Source organism: Microcoleus sp. S13_B4 (assembly GCF_036700885.1).
Classification (GTDB): domain Bacteria; phylum Cyanobacteriota; class Cyanobacteriia; order Cyanobacteriales; family Microcoleaceae; genus Microcoleus.
Map to the genome: position 1 here is coordinate 19,473 of NZ_JAUBPU010000036.1, position 18,828 is coordinate 38,300.

Annotated in this window: 7 protein-coding genes; 5 read left to right on the forward strand and 2 right to left on the reverse strand. The window is 42.9% G+C overall.

What is annotated here, in order from left to right:
• Positions 1 to 40: 40 nt before the first annotated feature.
• Both QT994_RS18235 and QT994_RS18240 read right to left on the reverse strand, forming a co-directional pair.
• The gene (locus QT994_RS18235; RefSeq protein WP_333176777.1) at positions 41 to 5,755 is read right to left on the reverse strand and encodes a HAMP domain-containing protein; all 5,715 of its coding nucleotides are present in this window, start codon (positions 5,753 to 5,755) and stop codon (positions 41 to 43) included.
• Positions 5,756 to 6,149: 394 nt separating this feature from the next.
• A complete protein-coding gene (locus tag QT994_RS18240; RefSeq protein WP_445243921.1) occupies positions 6,150 to 8,249 on the reverse strand; it encodes an FAD-dependent oxidoreductase in 2,100 nt (699 codons plus the stop codon).
• Between the two features lie 133 nt (positions 8,250 to 8,382).
• On the opposite strand from QT994_RS18240, the gene QT994_RS18245 reads away from it, so the two are divergent.
• The 5 genes from QT994_RS18245 to QT994_RS18265 all read left to right on the forward strand — a co-directional run bounded on the left by QT994_RS18245 (position 8,383) and on the right by QT994_RS18265 (position 18,579).
• Positions 8,383 to 8,895 (forward strand): hypothetical protein, encoded by a 513-nt coding sequence (locus QT994_RS18245; protein ID WP_333176780.1) that lies wholly within the window; start codon positions 8,383 to 8,385, stop codon positions 8,893 to 8,895.
• Positions 8,896 to 8,987: 92 nt separating this feature from the next.
• Entirely contained in the window at positions 8,988 to 9,752 is a 765-nt protein-coding gene (locus QT994_RS18250; RefSeq protein WP_333176783.1) for an aldolase/citrate lyase family protein, read from the forward strand.
• Between the two features lie 188 nt (positions 9,753 to 9,940).
• Positions 9,941 to 10,609, forward strand: a complete 669-nt coding sequence (locus QT994_RS18255) for a 2OG-Fe dioxygenase family protein (protein WP_333044665.1) — start codon at positions 9,941 to 9,943, stop codon at positions 10,607 to 10,609.
• A gap of 1,029 nt (positions 10,610 to 11,638) precedes the next feature.
• Positions 11,639 to 17,011, forward strand: a complete 5,373-nt coding sequence (locus QT994_RS18260; RefSeq protein ID WP_333176785.1) for an ATP-binding sensor histidine kinase — start codon at positions 11,639 to 11,641, stop codon at positions 17,009 to 17,011.
• A 35-nt stretch (positions 17,012 to 17,046) separates the two neighbouring features.
• Positions 17,047 to 18,579, forward strand: coding sequence for an ATP-binding protein (locus tag QT994_RS18265; protein ID WP_333176786.1), 1,533 nt, complete (start codon positions 17,047 to 17,049; stop codon positions 18,577 to 18,579).
• Positions 18,580 to 18,828 lie beyond the last annotated feature (249 nt).

An 18,828-nucleotide genomic window follows, 5' to 3' on the forward strand; every position in this document is an offset into this window, starting at 1 on the left:
CTGCTCACTAATGACAACTGCCAACAGTCAACTCACTTCATTATCTATAAAGCCAGACACGCAGCAGCGAGAGCAACTGTTCCGTATCAACAGGTTTGGTAATGTAGTCAGACGCCCCAGCTTCGATACATTTTTCCCGATCGCCCTTCATAGCTTTCGCAGTAAGAGCAATCATTGGCAAGGAAGCAAATTGAGGCATTTTACGAATTGCTTGCATTGTTTCGTAACCGTCCATCTCTGGCATCATCACGTCCATCAACACAATATTTATGTCAGGCGTATTTTGCAATTTAGCAATGCCCTCTCTGCCATTCTCAGCATACACAATTTGCATTTTATGGCGCTCCAACATACTTGTGAGGGCGAAAATATTCCGCATATCGTCGTCAACAATCAAGACTTTTTTGCCCGCGAGGGTCGAATCTGTTTGATACAATTGCTCTAGCATTTGACGCTTCGGTTCCGGCAAATTTGCTTGGACTCGGTGCAAGAACAAAGCTGTTTCATCTAACAAACGTTCCGGCGATCGCACATCTTTAATAATGATTGTTTCCGCCATGCGCTTGAGTTGAGTTTCTTCGGTTCTTGTCAACTCTTTGCCCGTATAAATAATAAGCGGCAGACTTCTAAAACTAGCGTCTTGCTTGATCTGCTCGATCAGTTCAAAACCAGTCATATCTGGTAGTCCCAAATCGAGTACAACGCAGTCAAAATGCCCCGATCTCAAAGTTGCTAGCGCCTCTGCACCACTCCCCACAGCCGTTGTAGAAACATCGTGATTGCCGATTAAATCCACAATGCCCATACGCTGTGTTTCGTCGTCTTCCACGACTAGCAAATTCTTCACCGGCCGCTCCACAAACCCCTTAATATCAGTTAAAGCATGGCTCAAAGCTTCGCGACTGACAGGCTTTTGTAGGTACGCGATCGCCCCTAACTGCAAACTGCGCTGCCGCCCTTCTTCAACTGATACAATGTGAACCGGAATGTGGCGCGTACTTGGATCGTGCTTCAAGCGATCGAGCACTGTCCAGCCATCCATCACAGGCAAATTTAGATCCAGCATAATCGCCGTTGGCTTGAACTCTCGCGCCATCGCCAAACCGATATCGCTCCGCAAAGCCACCAAACCTTTAAAACCGTGTTCCTGCGCCATATCCAACAGAATTCGAGCGAAGTTCACGTCATCTTCAATAATCAACAGCACGCGATCCTCCAACTCGACATTTTCGCGATCGTCAGCGATAATCGGTGATGGATAAGGGGCGATCGGCAAGTTGAAATTCGGCGAAGGAACTGTAGAAGAAATAGCAGGCGACAATTGAGCCATTTGCTTACCCGTTCCCGATTCCTGATCATTCATTATTCGCGATTCTTGGTAAGTTTGCGGCAGATAAAGCGTGAACCTACTACCCTCACCAGGGCGACTTGTCAATTTAATTTCTCCCCCTAATAAATTAGCGATTTCTCTACTAATTGACAAACCCAAACCCGTGCCCCCGTATTTGCGGCTAGTGCTACCATCAGCCTGTTGGAAAGCCTCAAAAATAACCCTGTGTTTTTCAGCAGAAATCCCAATTCCCGTATCGCTAACTGAGAAAGCCAAAACATTAGGGGAACTCCTTAAACTTTCTATCTCTAAACTCCACCCTTCCCGCGCTACTTCGACAAGCAATTTCACCTCACCTCGCTCTGTAAACTTAAACGCATTAGAGAGGAGATTCTTCAAAACTTGTTGCAGCCGTTTAGCATCAGTATAGAGACCTTTTGGCAACCCAGCCTCAAGCTCGATTTGAAAACTCAACTTCTTATCCAGGGCGATTTGGCGGAAAGTTCGATCCAAATGATCTCGCAAGTCCGGAAACAACACTTGCTCAATTTCCACCGACATCGTGCCTGATTCAATCTTAGCCAGATCCAAGATGTCATTAATCAGCCCTAACAAATCAGTTCCCGCCGAGTAAATTGTGCGCGTGTATTCAACTTGCTTCAGAGTCAGATTGCCTTCAGTATTGTCAGAAAGCAATCGAGCCAGAATCAACAGCGAATTCAGCGGAGTTCGCAACTCGTGAGACATATTTGCCAGAAACTCCGACTTATACTTAGAAGTGAGAGCCAACTGTTCGGCTCTTTCTTCCAACAACCCCCTCGCCTGTTCGATATCTCGGTTTTTCCGCTCAACTTCCTTATTTTGCAGCGCTAGTAATTCAGCTTGTTCTTCTAGTTCTTCATTCGTTTGTTGCAACTCTTCCTGCTGCTTCTTCAGCAGTTCCTCATTCGTCTGCTGCAACTGCGCTTGCTGTTCTAGCCGCTTGTTAGTTTCCGTTAGCTCCTTTTGCTGAGCTTGCAACTCTTCAGCCAAAGATTGCGACTGTTTCAGCAACTCTTCCGTCCGCATACTCGCCGCAATTGTATTTAAAACAATGGCAATACTTTCCGTGAGTTGGTCGAGGAATGTTAAGTGAATTTCGCTGAAGCGGCGGAACGAAGCTAGCTCAATTACCGCCGTCACCTGCCCTTCAAACAGTACAGGTAAAACCACGACATTCAGCGGCGTAGATTCTCCCAGACCCGAGCTAATTTTAACGTAGTTGTCCGGCACTTCGGTCAGCAGTATTCTTTCCTTCTCCAGGGCGCACTGTCCGACCAAACCTTCGCCTAAATGGAATTTATTTCCTAAGCTTTTACGTTCCCGGTAGGCGTAGGTACTTAAGAGTTTGAGGAAGGGGTCGTGTTCTACAGTTTCCATCATAAAGAACACGCCATGCTGAGCAGAAACCAGCGGTGTTAATTCCGAGAGGATTAATTTAGAAACTGTTTCTAAATCCCGCTGACCTTGCAGCATTCTAGTGAACTTAGCGAGGTTGGTCTTGAGCCAATCTTGCTCGGTATTCTTCTGCGTTGTCTCCCGGAGATTGGCAATCATCTGGTTGATGTTGTCCTTGACGATCGCAACTTCTCCTTCAGCGGCGACGGAAATTGACCTCGTTAAATCGCCTTTAGTAACACCAATTGCCACTTCCGCGATCGCGCGCACCTGAGTAGTCAAATTCGCCGCCAATTCATTCACGTTATCCGTCAAATCTCGCCACGTTCCCGCCGCCCCCGGAACCTTCGCCTGACCGCCTAACTTCCCTTCAATCCCCACCTCTCGCGCCACCGTACTAACTTGATCGGCAAACGTCGCGAGCGTGTCGATCATCTCGTTAATCGTATCTGCCAGAGTCGCAATTTCTCCCTTAGCTTCCAGCATTAACTTCCGCTTCAAATCGCCATTCGCCACCGCCGTCACAACTTTAGCAATACCCCGCACTTGCGCTGTCAAATTTCCCGCCATCGAGTTTACATTGTCGGTTAAATCTTTCCAAGTTCCCGCAACTCCTTTCACCTCAGCTTGACCGCCTAATTTCCCCTCAGTTCCCACCTCCCGCGCCACCCGCGTTACCTCAGAAGCGAAGGAATTAAGCTGATCCACCATCACGTTAATAGTATCTTTCAGTTCGAGAATTTCGCCTTTGACATCTACAGTAATTTTCTTCGACAAGTCGCCATTTGCTACCGCTTTCGTCACTTCCGCAATATTCCGCACCTGCGCCGTCAAATTCCCGGCCATCAAGTTAACATTATCCGTTAAATCTTTCCAAGTTCCCCCTACACCCCGCACGTAAGCTTGCACACCTAATTTACCTTCCGTTCCTACTTCCCTCGCCACCCGCGTTACTTCAGATGCGAAGGAACTCAACTGATCCACCATGATGTTAATCGTGTTTTTCAGTTCGAGAATTTCTCCTTTCACATCCACAGTAATTTTCTTCGACAAGTCGCCATTTGCCACAGCCGTTGTCACTTCCGCAATGTTCCGCACTTGGGCGGTAAGATTACCCGCCATCGAGTTAACTGAATCCGTTAAATCTTTCCAGGTTCCGGCCACCCCTTTAACTTCAGCTTGCACGCCTAATTTCCCTTCATTTCCGACTTCCCTAGCAACCCTGGTTACTTCCGAAGCGAAGGAATTTAACTGATCCACCATCGTGTTGACAGTGTTTTTTAACTCCAGAATTTCGCCTTTAACATCTACGGTAATTTTCTTAGATAAATCGCCATTGGCCACAGCAGTCGTAACAGCAGCAATATTCCGTACTTGTTCGGTTAAACTACCCGCCATAAAGTTAACTGAATCCGTTAAATCCTTCCACGTTCCTGCTACGCCTCGGACATCCGCTTGACCGCCTAGTTTACCTTCCGAACCCACTTCCCTAGCAACCCTGGTTACTTCAGATGCAAAGGAATTAAGCTGATCCACCATCACGTTAATGGTATTTTTTAGTTCTAAAATTTCGCCTTTAACCTGTACCGTAATTTTTTTAGATAAGTCACCGTTAGCAACAGCCGTCGTCACCTCAGCAATGTTGCGGACTTGTGCTGTTAAATTACCGGCCATTGAGTTAACTGAATCCGTTAAATCTTTCCAGGTTCCTGCTACTTCCTGCACTTCAGCTTGTACACCTAATTTCCCTTCGTTCCCCACTTCCCTAGCAACCCTGGTTACTTCCGATGCGAAGGAATTTAACTGGTCAACCATCGTGTTGACGGTGTTTTTGAGTTCAAGAATTTCGCCTTTAACATCTACTGTAATTTTCTTAGATAAATCGCCCTTTGCCACAGCGGTTGTCACTTCAGCGATGTTCCGCACTTGTGCTGTCAAACTGCCTGCCATGAAGTTAACGCTATCAGTTAAATCCTTCCACGTTCCCGCAACTCCTTTCACTTCTGCTTGACCGCCGAGTTTGCCTTCGGAACCTACTTCTCTCGCCACCCGCGTTACTTCAGAGGCAAAGGAATTTAACTGATCCACCATGATGTTAATAGTGTTTTTTAACTCCAGAATTTCACCTTTAACATCTACTGTAATTTTTTTAGATAAGTCACCATTTGCCACAGCAGTCGTCACGTCGGCAATGTTCCGTACTTGTGCGGTAAGATTGCCGGCCATTGAGTTAACTGAATCCGTCAAATCTTTCCAGGTTCCGGCCACTCCCCGCACTTCAGCTTGTACGCCTAATTTCCCTTCGGTTCCTACTTCTCTCGCCACCCGCGTTACTTCTGATGCGAAGGAACTCAACTGATCCACCATGATGTTAATCGTGTTTTTCAGTTCGAGAATTTCCCCTTTAACATCTACTGTAATTTTTTTGGATAAATCGCCATTAGCCACAGCCGTTGTTACGTCAGCAATGTTCCGCACTTGTGCTGTTAAATTCCCGGCCATCGAGTTAACTGAATCCGTTAAATCTTTCCAGGTTCCAGCAACTCCTTTAACTTCAGCTTGCACGCCTAATTTCCCTTCCGTTCCTACCTCCCTAGCCACCCGCGTTACTTCCGACGCAAAGGAGCTCAACTGGTCTACCATTGTGTTAACAATTTGCGCTGTTTGGAGGAATTCTCCTTTGAGGGGTCTGTCTTCTATTTCTAAGGCGATGGTTTGCGATAAATCTCCTTTTGCTACGGCCCGGATTACTCTGGCGGTTTCAGAGGTTGGTTGCACTAAATCTGTAATTAGGGTATTGACAGAGTTTACGCTAGCTGCCCATGACCCCTCGGCGCTGCCGATGGTGGCCCGCTGGGCAATTTTGCCTTCTTTACCCACAACTGTGCCAATTCGCTCGAGTTCGGCCGCCATTCTCTCATTGAGTTCGATAATTTCGTTAAGTTCGTCAGCAATTTTCCCCGCTAGACCGGTCTGGTCTATGGGCATCCGAACTGAAAAGTCCCCTTTTTTAACAGCTACCAAGGTTCTAAGTAACTGTTTGGCATAACCATTATTGGAATTGGGGCTTGTTATCTGTGCAGTTGACATGACCGTTACCTTTGACGAGTTTGAAGGGGAAGGGGGGAATATTTTTGAGATTATTGATATTATCCAACTAAAGCAGTGTCTGATTGCTTCTATCGAAAGATGGATGACAAATTGCTGTTGATCAGCTATTTTATTATTTGTTATTTTACACTGATTAGCAGGCTCTTCTTGGTAACGAGTTAATTGCCGGGTGTCAGCAACAGGTCCGAAAGCCTGTTTTACCCTATTCCACAAAGAGTGAATTTTATGGTAGGGCGGGCAGGATGTCCGCCCTACAGATTATCAACTGCGATTATTTCCAATTTTGCCACGAACTATTGAAAATAGAAGTACCCGGAAAGGCGATCGGATTGGCATTTTGTTGCAACCGCAACTGCAACACTTCCAAATTTGGCTCGCGGGACGGCAATTCGTCCACTAATTCATAAGGTATAATCCCCTTTTCTAGGGAAAAAGCAGCCGTAACTCCCGCCGCCGCACCGGCAGACCATTCAAAAGAATGCACTCGATAAGCAGCGGCCGCTGTGTGGCTAACAGCAATACTTTTACCTGCAACTAACATATTGTCAATTTTCTGGGGAATCATTGCCCGCAGCGGAATTTGAAAGGGATAAGCTTGCCCTTGAGCTTTGCGAGTACCTTCCCGTTCGATATTTCCTGGTGCTTCCGGCGGACTGTTGGTCATGCAGGGGTGAAAGTCGATCGCATAATGACCAATACCCACAGAATCAGGATAAATCGTAGCGCGCGATCGCGATTTTGTATCCTCAACAGATTGACTTCCCACAGCCAAAGCCGGCGCATTCAAACCACCCACAGCCAACCACAAATTGCGATACTCTTCCTCCGACAAATTCTGGCGATAAAAATCTGCCGTAAAGTCAGTGCGAGACATATCAACTTCCCACACCGTAAAACCTTGAGGCTGATTGAAACTCGGCCGCCCAATAATACGCCGGCCCTCCCGCATATAAGGATATTTAGAAAGTCCGTGTACCGTCCCCATCGGCGAATCCAACCCGCTCAAAAAACGATTGTTTGGATTAGGCTTTTTCACTCCCTCTCCTAGCTGCGAGTCAGTAGTTCCTGTTACCAGCCAGTAGAAATATCCTTTGGCATTTTCCTCTCCTTTTCGCAAAGTTTCCGTTCGCAAACCGCCCATCCATCCCCCCGGTTGCAGTTGACCGTCTGCTTCCAACTGATCGCGAGTGTAAATTAAATTATCTTGAGAATTGCCGGGACGATAGTCATTGCCCCAAGTCCAATTTTGCATCGAAATATCCCCGGGATAAATCGGGAATTGCTTCGGGTCTGAAGGTCGCTTTTCATCCGGTCTCATGCTCCTGATTTGGCGGTAGGTGAAAACTAAGGGAAAGCTCGCTAATCTCTGCAATTCGTAGCTGTAGTAAGGAGCGTATTGTTGATAAAAAGACGGCACTTGATGCTGCTGCGGTTCCTTCGTTGCCTGCATCGCAAAGGTGTAGGTAAAACCTTGAGTGCAGTAAGCGTCGCCGGTTGGGCTGGGGGAGGAAGGTTCCACAGGGGAACGCGGGTCAATTCCGAGGCGGTAAGGAACATCCGCAAGTCCGATCAATTCGCCTGTTTCAGTGGCATCTACCACGTACCAATCAGCAGGTCTAGGTTTGGAATTTGACTGGTTAGGTGGTTTGGGAATAAACCGAATAATAGTTTTGTTAAATCGTGCAGAATTTTCATAGCGATAGGCATCTTCGATAGTCTGAGAAAGAGTTTCGGTGTTGATGGGCGGGGTATTGGCGGCCGGTTTGTGTTGAATGGCGATCGCACTTTTAATTTGTTGACCCCCAACCGTATTCCCCGCCACAGCAGGAGTAATTGCTAGTTCTTTAATAACCGTATTGGGAAACCACTTCAGCGTACCTTTGCCTTTTCTAGCGGCATCCTGCAAGATGTTAAATAGAATTTTGTGACCGTCGTAGGGCATGAAACACGAAGAGCTAACCCAACAACCTCCGGGATTTAGCCGGCCGTAATGTTCCTTAATCCGCTGCCGCAATTCTAGGTAGCCACGGGGGTAAAATAAGAGCGATCGCTGAGTCTCTCTTTCATCGAGTGCGGAAGTTCCCTGGGAGGAAATTTGACCGCCTACCCAGTCAGTAATTTCAGTAAGGCAAACTGTGCGCCCCGCCCGCAAACCTTCGTAAGCGGTAGCAGCGCCTGCGAGCCCGCCGCCTGCTACTAGAATGTCGCAAGTTTCTGCATTGTCTGGATTACGCGGAGGTTCGGCAAAGACTGGCGAAATGCTCCCTATCGCCGAAATTATACCGAGGGTGAGGCTAAAGATCGATCGACCTTTGAGCAAAAATAGATAATGTCGAAGTTTCATCGGAGATTGGGGAATTAATTTTGACATAAGCGAAAAACACTCATCTCATCTAAATGTTTATTTTGCAGTATACTGGTATTTCGCGGTGTTGTCAGGGAAAACTTTTTTAGAGAAGAGGCATTAATACCAGCAACAACTATTGAACAGCCGGATGAACCTTATGCTCAAGATCGTCAAATTTTTTAGGTTATTTATTCCTTTTGAGAGTTTAACAATTACCACCAGTTTAACTTTTTCGGAAGTGGGGCGCAGGTTGGACGAAGTTGTCACTCATCCCAAAGTTGTTAGAATAATTATACCCTTTGGCCCGCCACCTCCAAAACCTTATGAAGGAACAATTTCTGGCAAAAGTTTCAAAATTAATCGCATCATCATCGGTCGAAATTTATTGTTCCCAATTATAGAAGGAAATATATACACTCAACAGTTCGGTTGTTCCATCAAAATTAGGATGACTTTACATAAAATAGTCCTAGGATTTTTGATTCTTTGGCTGTGGACAACTGGCAGTATAGGAATGTTTTCTTTATTTGCTTGGTTAGTCGAACCCTCCGTGGGACCAATATTTTTACCAATTTTAGGAATGTTTATTTTCGGCTGGCTTTTGTGCTTGATTCCTTTTAAAATAGAAGCAAAAGCAGCTATAAAATTTTTATCAATTATCTTAACATAAAGTAATTTATCACCACTATATTTGAGCTGTATTATTAAAAACAATCTGGCTTCATCTGCGGTAAAAAAAAACTTAACTTTCCGGGATTACCCATGCGTCAAAACCAACTCAAACAAAAAATTAAACAAGGCGAAACAGTCCTCGGTTTATTTATAAACTGCGCTTATCCCGCATTCATGGAAATATGCGGTCACGCTGGCTTTGATTTCGCCGTTATCGATATGGAACACGGCCCCCTGAACCCGCTTGCTGCTGAAGATTTGTGTCGCGCCGCCGACTGTACCGGAATTGCACCGATTGTTCGTGTCCGCAAAAACGACGGGCCGCAAATTCAACGAGCTCTTGATATCGGCAGTGCAGGCGTTCAAGTACCTCAAATTGAAAGCAAAATCGATGCTGAAACCGCTGTCAAAAGCGCTAAATACAGTCCTCTGGGTACGCGAGGCCTTTCCTTCGCTACGCGGGCAGGACTTTACACCGCTGCAGGTACAAATATCACCGATCGACTCAACGAAGAATCCTTAGTTGTGATTCATGTCGAAGGCAAAGGCGGCATCGACAACCTGGCGGAAATTGTTACTGTGCCAGAGGTGGACGTGATTTTTCTGGGGCCTTACGATCTGTCACAGTCGATCGGCATTCCCGGCCAAGTCCGCGATCCCCGAGTCATCGACATGATGCAGGAGGCTGTGCAAACCATCCGCAAAGCAGGCAAAGCCGCCGGTACTTTTGCCGAAAACCCCGAAATCGCCCAGCAGTGGATTGATGCTGGCGTTCAGTACGTCGCACTTGGGGTCGATGTTGCCGTTTTCCTGCGGGCCTGTCAGTCGCTGGTGAAAGCAGTCAATCGATTTTAGATTTTAGATTTTGGATTTTGGATTAAAAGAAGAACAAGCCCCCGGATTCATCTTGCAAGCTTTACGATATCTTTGCAATTTTTGTAGTGTCTTTTACGACACATACAAAAAACCTGCGCTAGAGTAGAAGCATACACCTCCTTAAGGCAAAACTGGGGAGGGGAGCAAGGCTTCAGGGAGAAATATCTATGAAAACGGTATTAGAATCCATTCATTTGGATTATGCCTTCATGTTTACTTTTAAGAAAGTAAACTCGATTAAGCTCGAAGGTTTCAAGGAATTCTTTGACGATATGCCTGTCGATCCGTATGTGAAAGGTAAGTATCGTTCGAGAAGATTGTCGCGGTTTGCCGTCAACGGAAATGAGTTAGTTAAGTTACCTCACGGCTATTTGTATCAAAGCAAAACATACAATCCGCTAGTGGGTGATATCAGGCGGGAATTTGCGGAATTGGACGATCGACTAATCGCCCTCGATAATTTCAAACAGATGATTTTTGCTTTTTTCGATTCCTGCAAAATTCACCCGGAAGCTGAAATCGGTATCCATCAAATCAGGACGACTTGTTCGGCGCACAATTTTGGCAACCCCGCACCGGAAGGCATTCACCAAGACGGTACTGACTTTATCGGGATTTTCTCGGTTGACAGAACTAATATTGTAGGCGGGGAAACGCATTTGTACTTGGCTAAAAAAGAGAAGCCTGTTTTTAATAAAATTCTGCATCCGGGAGAATTGCTGTTAGTTAACGACCATGAGTTTTTCCACTTTACTACGCCGATTAAACCGGAATCTGAAGGGGTGGGAACCAGGGATGTCTTTGTGCTGACTTCTCCGAGTTTGCTTTGCGATTGAGGAGAGTTGGGAAATTGGGCGGGGAGGATCGAGCGTGAGAGCTTTTATATGAGTGCGATCGTCCCCGCTCGCTACTAGAGATATAAGCTTTGCTAAGGGGAATTAGACATTTTCTAGGGCATTTAGGAGCGCAAACCCCCTAGCTCGCCAGGGAAAGAGATCTATGACCTAAAAATGCCTAAAACCCTTGGTATAACTAAATTCAAGCCCATTCGAGCTAAAAGTCTTTCTCGATTTGGGCTTGAAGCCATTTTAGCAGCAGTTTTTGTCTAAGTCTCGTTAACTCACATCTTGCACAATTGTCAATTACTTGTTTAGGAACAGGCTTTCCGGCCTGTTCCACAAAAAAACTCATTCTTTGTGGAACGGGCCGAAGAGCCCGTTCTTGACAATGGTGCAACATCTGAGGTTAATCAGAGCAGAAGAACAGATTGATAATTGGTACGAAATTCAACGGAATTTTTCTCTTCAGGTAGCCCGTGATTTCATTCTCAATTATCTGAATCAAAAAGTAGGTCTAAAAACTGAATATTAACGGCTCGCTAAGTGCAGCATTAATTGGACTTGTCGCATCTCAACAAATATCCGTGGTTTTTGCAACTTTTTGTAAAAGCACAAGCTTAATCCGCCGTCGGGATTACCTTATTTTTGCACTTTTTACACATTTTACTTAATTTGTCAATGCGTAAGTCCTATATCTGAGTCTGCCTACCCATATCTGACGATCGATCTAGTAACTATACCAAGCCGTACAAATCTCCTATGTAGACCAAGGGCGAGATCCCTTCACTTTGTTCTGCCTGCTTTTGGAGGAAACTGCGTGAAGCGAAGCTATCCCGCAGGGAATCGCCCTCCTCACATGAATCTTTATTTGTATTTTTTTTAAGAAATGTTAAAACATATTTTTTTAAGTAACACTTAAGTTTGGCTTAAAGTGCAGAGTACAATGAGGTATCAGAGCATCCATCTACTTACAAATTGACACTTCCTCAAAAACTTGTGTATTAATATTTAACAGAGACTGCCAGGATGATTAACTTAGCCGGCTACGAGATTACCAACCAAATCCATGAAAGTAACAATTCCTTAGTTTACCGAGGCCTGAGAAAGCAAGACAACCAAGCGATAATTCTCAAATTTCTCAAGCAAGATTATCCGATGCCAGCTTCGTTAGTTAGATACAAGCAGGAATACGAAATTACACGCAATCTTAACCTAGAAAGTGTGCCTAAAACCTACAACTTAGAAAGATACCAAAACAGTTTAGTTATTATTTTCGAGGATAGTGGTGGAAAATCATTAAAGCTGGGGTTGGCTTTTCAAAAACTTACCTTACAAGAGTTTTTGTTAACAGCTATCAAAATAACCCGAGCTTTAGGCGACATTCATCAACATAAAATTATTCATAAAGATATCAACCCCAGCAATATTATTATTAACTCGACAACAGGGCTAGTCCAAATCATAGATTTTGGCATCTCTACTGTCTTATCGCGTGAGAATCCTACCCTAAAAAATCCTAATGTTTTAGAAGGCACTCTTAGCTATATATCGCCCGAACAAACAGGCAGGATGAACCGAGCGATCGACTACCGCACTGATTTTTACTCATTAGGAGTCACTTTTTACGAACTGCTAACGGGGCAACTGCCATGGGATTACAACGATGCAATGGAATTAGTACACTGTCATATTGCTAAACAAGCAGTACCGCCCCATGAAATTAATGCAGAAATTCCTAAAGCGGTTTCTGATATTGTAATGAAACTGTTAGAAAAAACGGCTGAAAAAAGATACCAAAGTGCTTCGGGAATCATCGTAGATTTAGAAGAATGCCTGAAACAACTAGAGGGGAAAGGAACGATTACAGATTTTGCGATCGGCCAAAAAGATATTACAGATAAGTTTCAAATTCCCCAAAAACTTTATGGGAGAGAACGAGAAATAGAAACCTTATTAGCAGCCTTCGAGCGCGTCAGCAATGGCACAACGGAAATTATGTTAGTGTCGGGTTACTCTGGCATTGGCAAATCAGCCTTAGTGCAAGAAGTTTATAAACCAATTACTAAGTCAAGGGGTTATTTTATTGCGGGTAAGTTCGACCAATTTCAACGCAATATTCCTTACGCAGCTATCATCAATGCTTTTCGATCCTTAGTGAAGCAAATGCTAACTGAAAGTGAAGTACAATTAGTTCATTGGAAAGAAAAACTTTTAGCAGTTTTGGCTAAAAACGGACAAGTCATTATTGATGTCGTTCCAGAAGTGGAATTCATTGTTGGTAAGCAGCCAGCCGTGCCAGAATTAGCGCCAGCCGAGTCACAAAATCGTTTTAATTCAGTATTTCAAAAATTTATCGGCGTGTTTTGCTCATCTGAACATCCTTTAGTCATCTTTTTAGACGATTTACAATGGGCTGATTCTGCCACGCTGAAGTTGCTAGAAGTAATGATGACAGATGCACAAACGCGCTATTTGTTCTTAATTGGGGCATATCGAGATAACGAAGTCGCTCCCGGACATCCCTTGATGATAAGTCTTGATTTACTACAGTCCAAAGCCTCTGTTATCAACAACCTCACATTAGTTCCCTTAGCTATTGAACATATTTGCAACTTAATTTGTGATACGTTACACGCTAACACAATTGCAGTAGAACCATTAGCTCAATTAGTAATCAGAAAAACTTCTGGTAACCCCTTTTTTGTCAATCAATTTCTCAAAACTCTCTATCAGGAAGATTTACTTACATTTATTCCTCCGTCTCAAGGCAGTAAACCCCAATGGCAATGGGACATAGCTTTAATTGAGGCAATAGGCATTACTGATAATGTTGTGGAGTTAATGGTTAGGAAGTTAAGAAAACTTCCTACCTCCACACAGCAGGTTTTACAGTTAGCTGCTTGTGTAGGCAACACTTTTGATTTGCACACCCTTTCTATTATCCATGAAACATCAGCAGCAGTCGCTTATCAAAAGCTTTTACCAGCAATTCAGGAAGGTTTAGTATTACCTATTTCTGATCTGGAAATTACACCAGAAGAAATAATAGATGCTGCCCTAATTATTCTTACTTTTAATTTTTTGCACGATCGAGTGCAACAAGCAGCTTATGCCACTATCCCTGAAGAGCATAAAAAAGAAGTTCACCTCAAAATCGGTCAACTACTTTTAAAAAATACGACAGAAAAAAAAGTGGAAGAAAAAGTTTTCGATTTGGTCAATCATCTTAATATAGGTGTGGAATTGATTGATGATTTAGAGCAGAAAGTTAAATTGTCAAATTTGAATTTAATAGCAGGCAAAAAAGCCAAAGCTTCCACGGCCTATAAAACAGCAGCTACCTATTTTGCTTTAGGAATAAAAATACTAGGGATTCAGGCTTGGGAAAATTATTATGAATTAACATTTACTCTCTATAGGGAGCGAAGTGAGTGCGAGTATTTAGCTGGCAACCTTGAGGAAGCAGAAGAACTTTTTAAGATAGCCTTAAGTAATAGCCAATCGGCCATCGACAAAGCAGAAATTTATTCTCTTTATACATTGTTTTGTTCAACTTTATCACGGAAAGATGAAGCCCTCAAGTTCACGCTTGCTGGCTTAGAATGTTTGGGTATGGATTTGCCTCGTACAGAAGAAGAATTACCAAAAGCAGTAGAAATAGAATTACAACAGGTATCATTAAATCTGTCCCAAAGAAAAGTTGCTGATTTAATCAATGCTCATGAGCTTAGAGACTTGACAAAAAGAGCCAGCATTAAATTATTAATTGATTTGTGGGCGGTAGCTTATTATGTTGGACATCAAAATTGGCTAGATTTATCTATATTAAAGATAGTCAATATGTCCTTAAGGTATGGAAACACAGATTTATCAGCATTCGGTTATGTTACTTATGGAATGTTGTTATCATCTCGAAATGAATATAAACTAGCTTATGAATTTGGTAAGCTAGCTTTAAAACTCAATGATAAATTTAACAACAAGAGCCTTAGTTGTAAAGTCCCTAATCTTTTTGCTTTGAGGATTAATCCTTATAATAATCATTTAAAAACAAACTTAGATATTTTTAGGACAGCTTATAAAGGTGGGCTAGAGTGTGGCGATTTAGTTTACATCGTTTGGACGATTATGTTTAGTATATGGACGAGATTTATTATAGGTCAGCCTCTAAAAGAGGTTTATGAAGAATCTTGTAAATATATAGCTGTTATGAAGCAGACAAATGACTTAAGTATGCTGTATGGATTTATGTCTTTACAGCAAACTACTTTAAATTTACAAGGATTGACTAAAGATAAATACAGCTTCGATGATGAAATATATAGTGAAGCGTTGTGCTTGCAACACTGGGAAAATACGAAGTTTTATCATGTTAAGACTTGGTATATAACTTTCAAGGCTCAAGTTTTATTCATTTATGAGAACTATACTGAAGCTCTCAAGCTGGCTCAAGAAAATGAAAAAATAATTAATAATTTCGGTTTTTTTAATATCACTCAACACTATTTCTATTATTCATTAATTTTGGCTGCTGTCTATTCAAAGGCTACTATTGATGAAAAAGAAAATTACTGGGAAATTTTACATAATAATCTAGAAAAAACAAAAGTTTGGGCAGATAGCTGCCCAGATAATTATCTACATCAGTATTTACTGATAGCCGCAGAAATAGCGCGGATTTCTGGTAAGGATTTAGAAGCAATGGATTTATACGACAAGGCTATTGCCCTTGCCAAAGAAAACGAATACATCAACGAAGAAGCACTCGCTCACGAACTCGCCGCCAAATTCTATTTGTCATTGGGCAAAGAAACCATCGCTCAAGTTTATATGCAAAACGCTCACTATAGCTACCAAGTTTGGGGTGCTATAGCTAAAGTTAAGCATTTAGAAGAGAAATACCCCCAATTCCTAGCTAGAACATCAGCCAAAACCACCACTCAAATTAAAGTTAACCAAACAACGATTAAGGCTACTACCATTAGCACGAATTTGGGAGAAACGCTAGATTTAGCCACAGTAATGAAAGCTTCCCAAGCAATTTCAGGAGAAATAGTTTTGAGTAAGTTGCTAGAAAGGTTGATGAAAATTGCGATCGAAAATGCGGGTGCCCAAAAAGGATTTTTAATTTTAGAAAAAGCGGGAAACTGGGCGATAGAGGCAGAAGGTTCGGTGAAGGAAGATGAAGTCAGCGTGCTGCGATCGCTTCCCCTGAATGCAAAAGCAGATTCTGGGGAAACGCCCAAACTAGCAAGTGCGATCGCCAACTACGTCATCCGCACCCAGGAAAACGTCGTATTAAATAACGCCACCCAAGAAGGACAATTTACCCGCGATCCTTACATAGCAGCCACCCAACCCAAATCAATTCTCTGCACCCCTCTACTGCACCAAGGCAAGCTCACAGGCATCCTTTACCTAGAAAACAACCTGAGCGAAGGAGCCTTTACCACAGATAGACTAGAACTGCTAAAATTGTTATCAGCCCAAATAGCCATTTCCATCGAAAATGCCCAACTCTACAATAACTTGCAAGAGTTCAATCAAAACTTAGAGCAATTAGTCAGCGATCGCACCCACGAATTATCTAATGCCCTAGATAATTTAAAAGCTACTCAAAGCAAGCTAGTGGAATCTGAAAAAATGGCATCGCTGGGAGGATTAGTTGCAGGCGTCGCCCACGAAATTAATACTCCCATCGGCGTAGGTGTCACCGTTGCGTCAGCTTTGGCAGAACATACCACAGAATTTGCTTCTACTTATAACAGTGGCAAAATGAAGCGCTCCGAGCTAGAAAAATTTTTGGATATAGCCACCCAAAGCAGCAACACCCTTCTAACTAATCTAAATCAGGCTGCGGCATTGATTCACAGCTTTAAAGAAGTGGCAGTCGATCGCTCTAGCGAAGAACGACGAACTTTCATAGTAAGAGATTATCTGGATGAAATTTTAATCCAATTAAAACCAAAATTGAGAAATAGCAAACATTCGATCGAAATTAAGGGAGACACCAAAATAGCCCTAGATTCTTATCCAGGTGCTTTATCCCAAGTTGTCACAAATTTACTGATGAACTCTCTGATTCATGCTTACGAACCGGGCGAATCTGGTCAGCTCGCTTTTGATTGGCAACAAGAGGGCGATCGGCTTAGATTTGAATATTCCGATGACGGTCAAGGCATTCCCCCAGAAAATTTAAGTAAAATTTTCGAGCCATTCTTTACTACAAAACGCGGTCAGGGTGGTAGCGGGTTGGGATTGCATATTGTCTACAATTTAGTTACCCAAAAACTTCTGGGTGAAATAGAATGTAAAAGTGAGGTGGGAGTCGGCACCAAATTTATTATTAAGCTACCCGTCCAAATAAATTCACATAAATTCACAACGGTAGTTTCCTAAATCCCAACATCAGTAACAAAGAAAGGTAAGCAGCAATGGACAAGAGTATTTACGGCTTTTCAAATGAAATATCATCTGAAGAAGTGTTATTTGCGGATGAAGTTAACTCAGATGAAGAGTTATTTTTTGCCGATGAAGTATCAGAAGATTCTCCGACAGAAAGCTGGAAAATTTTGATTGTAGATGATGAATCTCACGTTCACACAGCTACCAATATAGCCTTAATAAATTTTGTTTATGAAAATAAATTTTTAAAATTTATTAGTGCTTATTCCGCTAAGGAAGCTAAAGAGTTAATTCAAGAACATCCTGATGTGGCTATCATCCTGCTTGATGTAATCATGGAAACGGATGATGCTGGCTTAGAGTTTGTTAAATATGTCCGCGAAGTGTTAGGCAATCAGTTAGTGCGAATTATTTTACGCACAGGTCAACCCGGACAAGTACCCGAAAAAAGCGTTATTATCAATTACGATATTAATGACTATAAAACTAAAACTGAATTAACGACATCAAAGCTATACACTACAGTGCTAACAGCTTTGAGAAGTTTTTGTCTCGGTCATAAATTGCACTCGGAAATAGAGCGGCGCGAACAAGTAGAGAAAGCACTTCGGCTCAGTGAAGAAAAAGAACACCAAAAAGCTCTGGCCTTAGAGCATTTTGTCAAAGAACTGCAAGAAACACAAGTCCAGCTAGTTCAAAGTGAAAAAATGTCGAGTCTCGGTCAATTAGTCGCAGGTGTCGCTCATGAAATTAACAATCCGGTTAACTTTATTTACGGCAATATCTCGCACGCCAAGGATTATATTAAAGAACTCATCTATGTATTGAATCTCTACCAACAGCATTACCCACAACCAAAAGCAGAAATTCTCAATGCCATAGAAGATGGAGAGTTGTCATTTATCATAGACGATTTGCCAAAATTGCTTTCTTCCATGCAGTTAGGCATCGAACGCATTCGCATTATTGTGCAGTCTCTACGCAATTTTTCGCGGTTAGATGAAACAGAAATCAAATCAGTAGATATCCACGAAGGGATTGATAGCAGTTTGATGATCTTACAGCACCGACTAAAAGCTAGGTCAGATCGTCCTGCTATTAATGTGATTAAAGAGTATGACGTATTGCCGCTTTTGACCTGTTATGCAGGTCAGCTTAATCAGGTATTTATGAACCTTTTAGCGAATGCTATAGATGCTTTGGAAGAGCGGGTAAGTAAAGAAAAAGGTACAGTTTTTGAGCCTCAAATATTAATTCGGACTGAATTTTTACCGGGCACCTCACAGGAGAACATTAGCCTTGATTCGGGAATTCGGGTAACAATTGCTGATAATGGCGCTGGCATGACTGAGACTGTTCGTTCTAAACTTTTCACTCCATTTTTTACTACTAAGCCAATCGGAAAAGGTACAGGGATGGGATTGTCAATCAGCAAAAAAATTATGCTAGAAAAACACTGCGGTCAATTGCAATGTTTTTCTACACCCGACGAGGGAACGCAGTTTATTATTGATATGCCAACTCTCTGTATAGCAACCGATGTCGCGGTAGCTATGGTCTAGGAAACTCATCGGGCCCAATTCATCATATAGCGGTTTTCAGTTGAATGAGAACGGGGTAATTGCTAATTGCTAATTAATCTGAGTTCGGATATCTATTCCGGTTGTACCGTCAGGTGATGTTGACTGTTGACTGTGAATCGAACCACTGAAAATTGCGCCGAGATAGGTGGCGACTTGTAACAATCATTCATGAATTGCCCTCTACTTTATCACCTGACGATGCAGCCGGAAAGGATAGGACAGATAAAT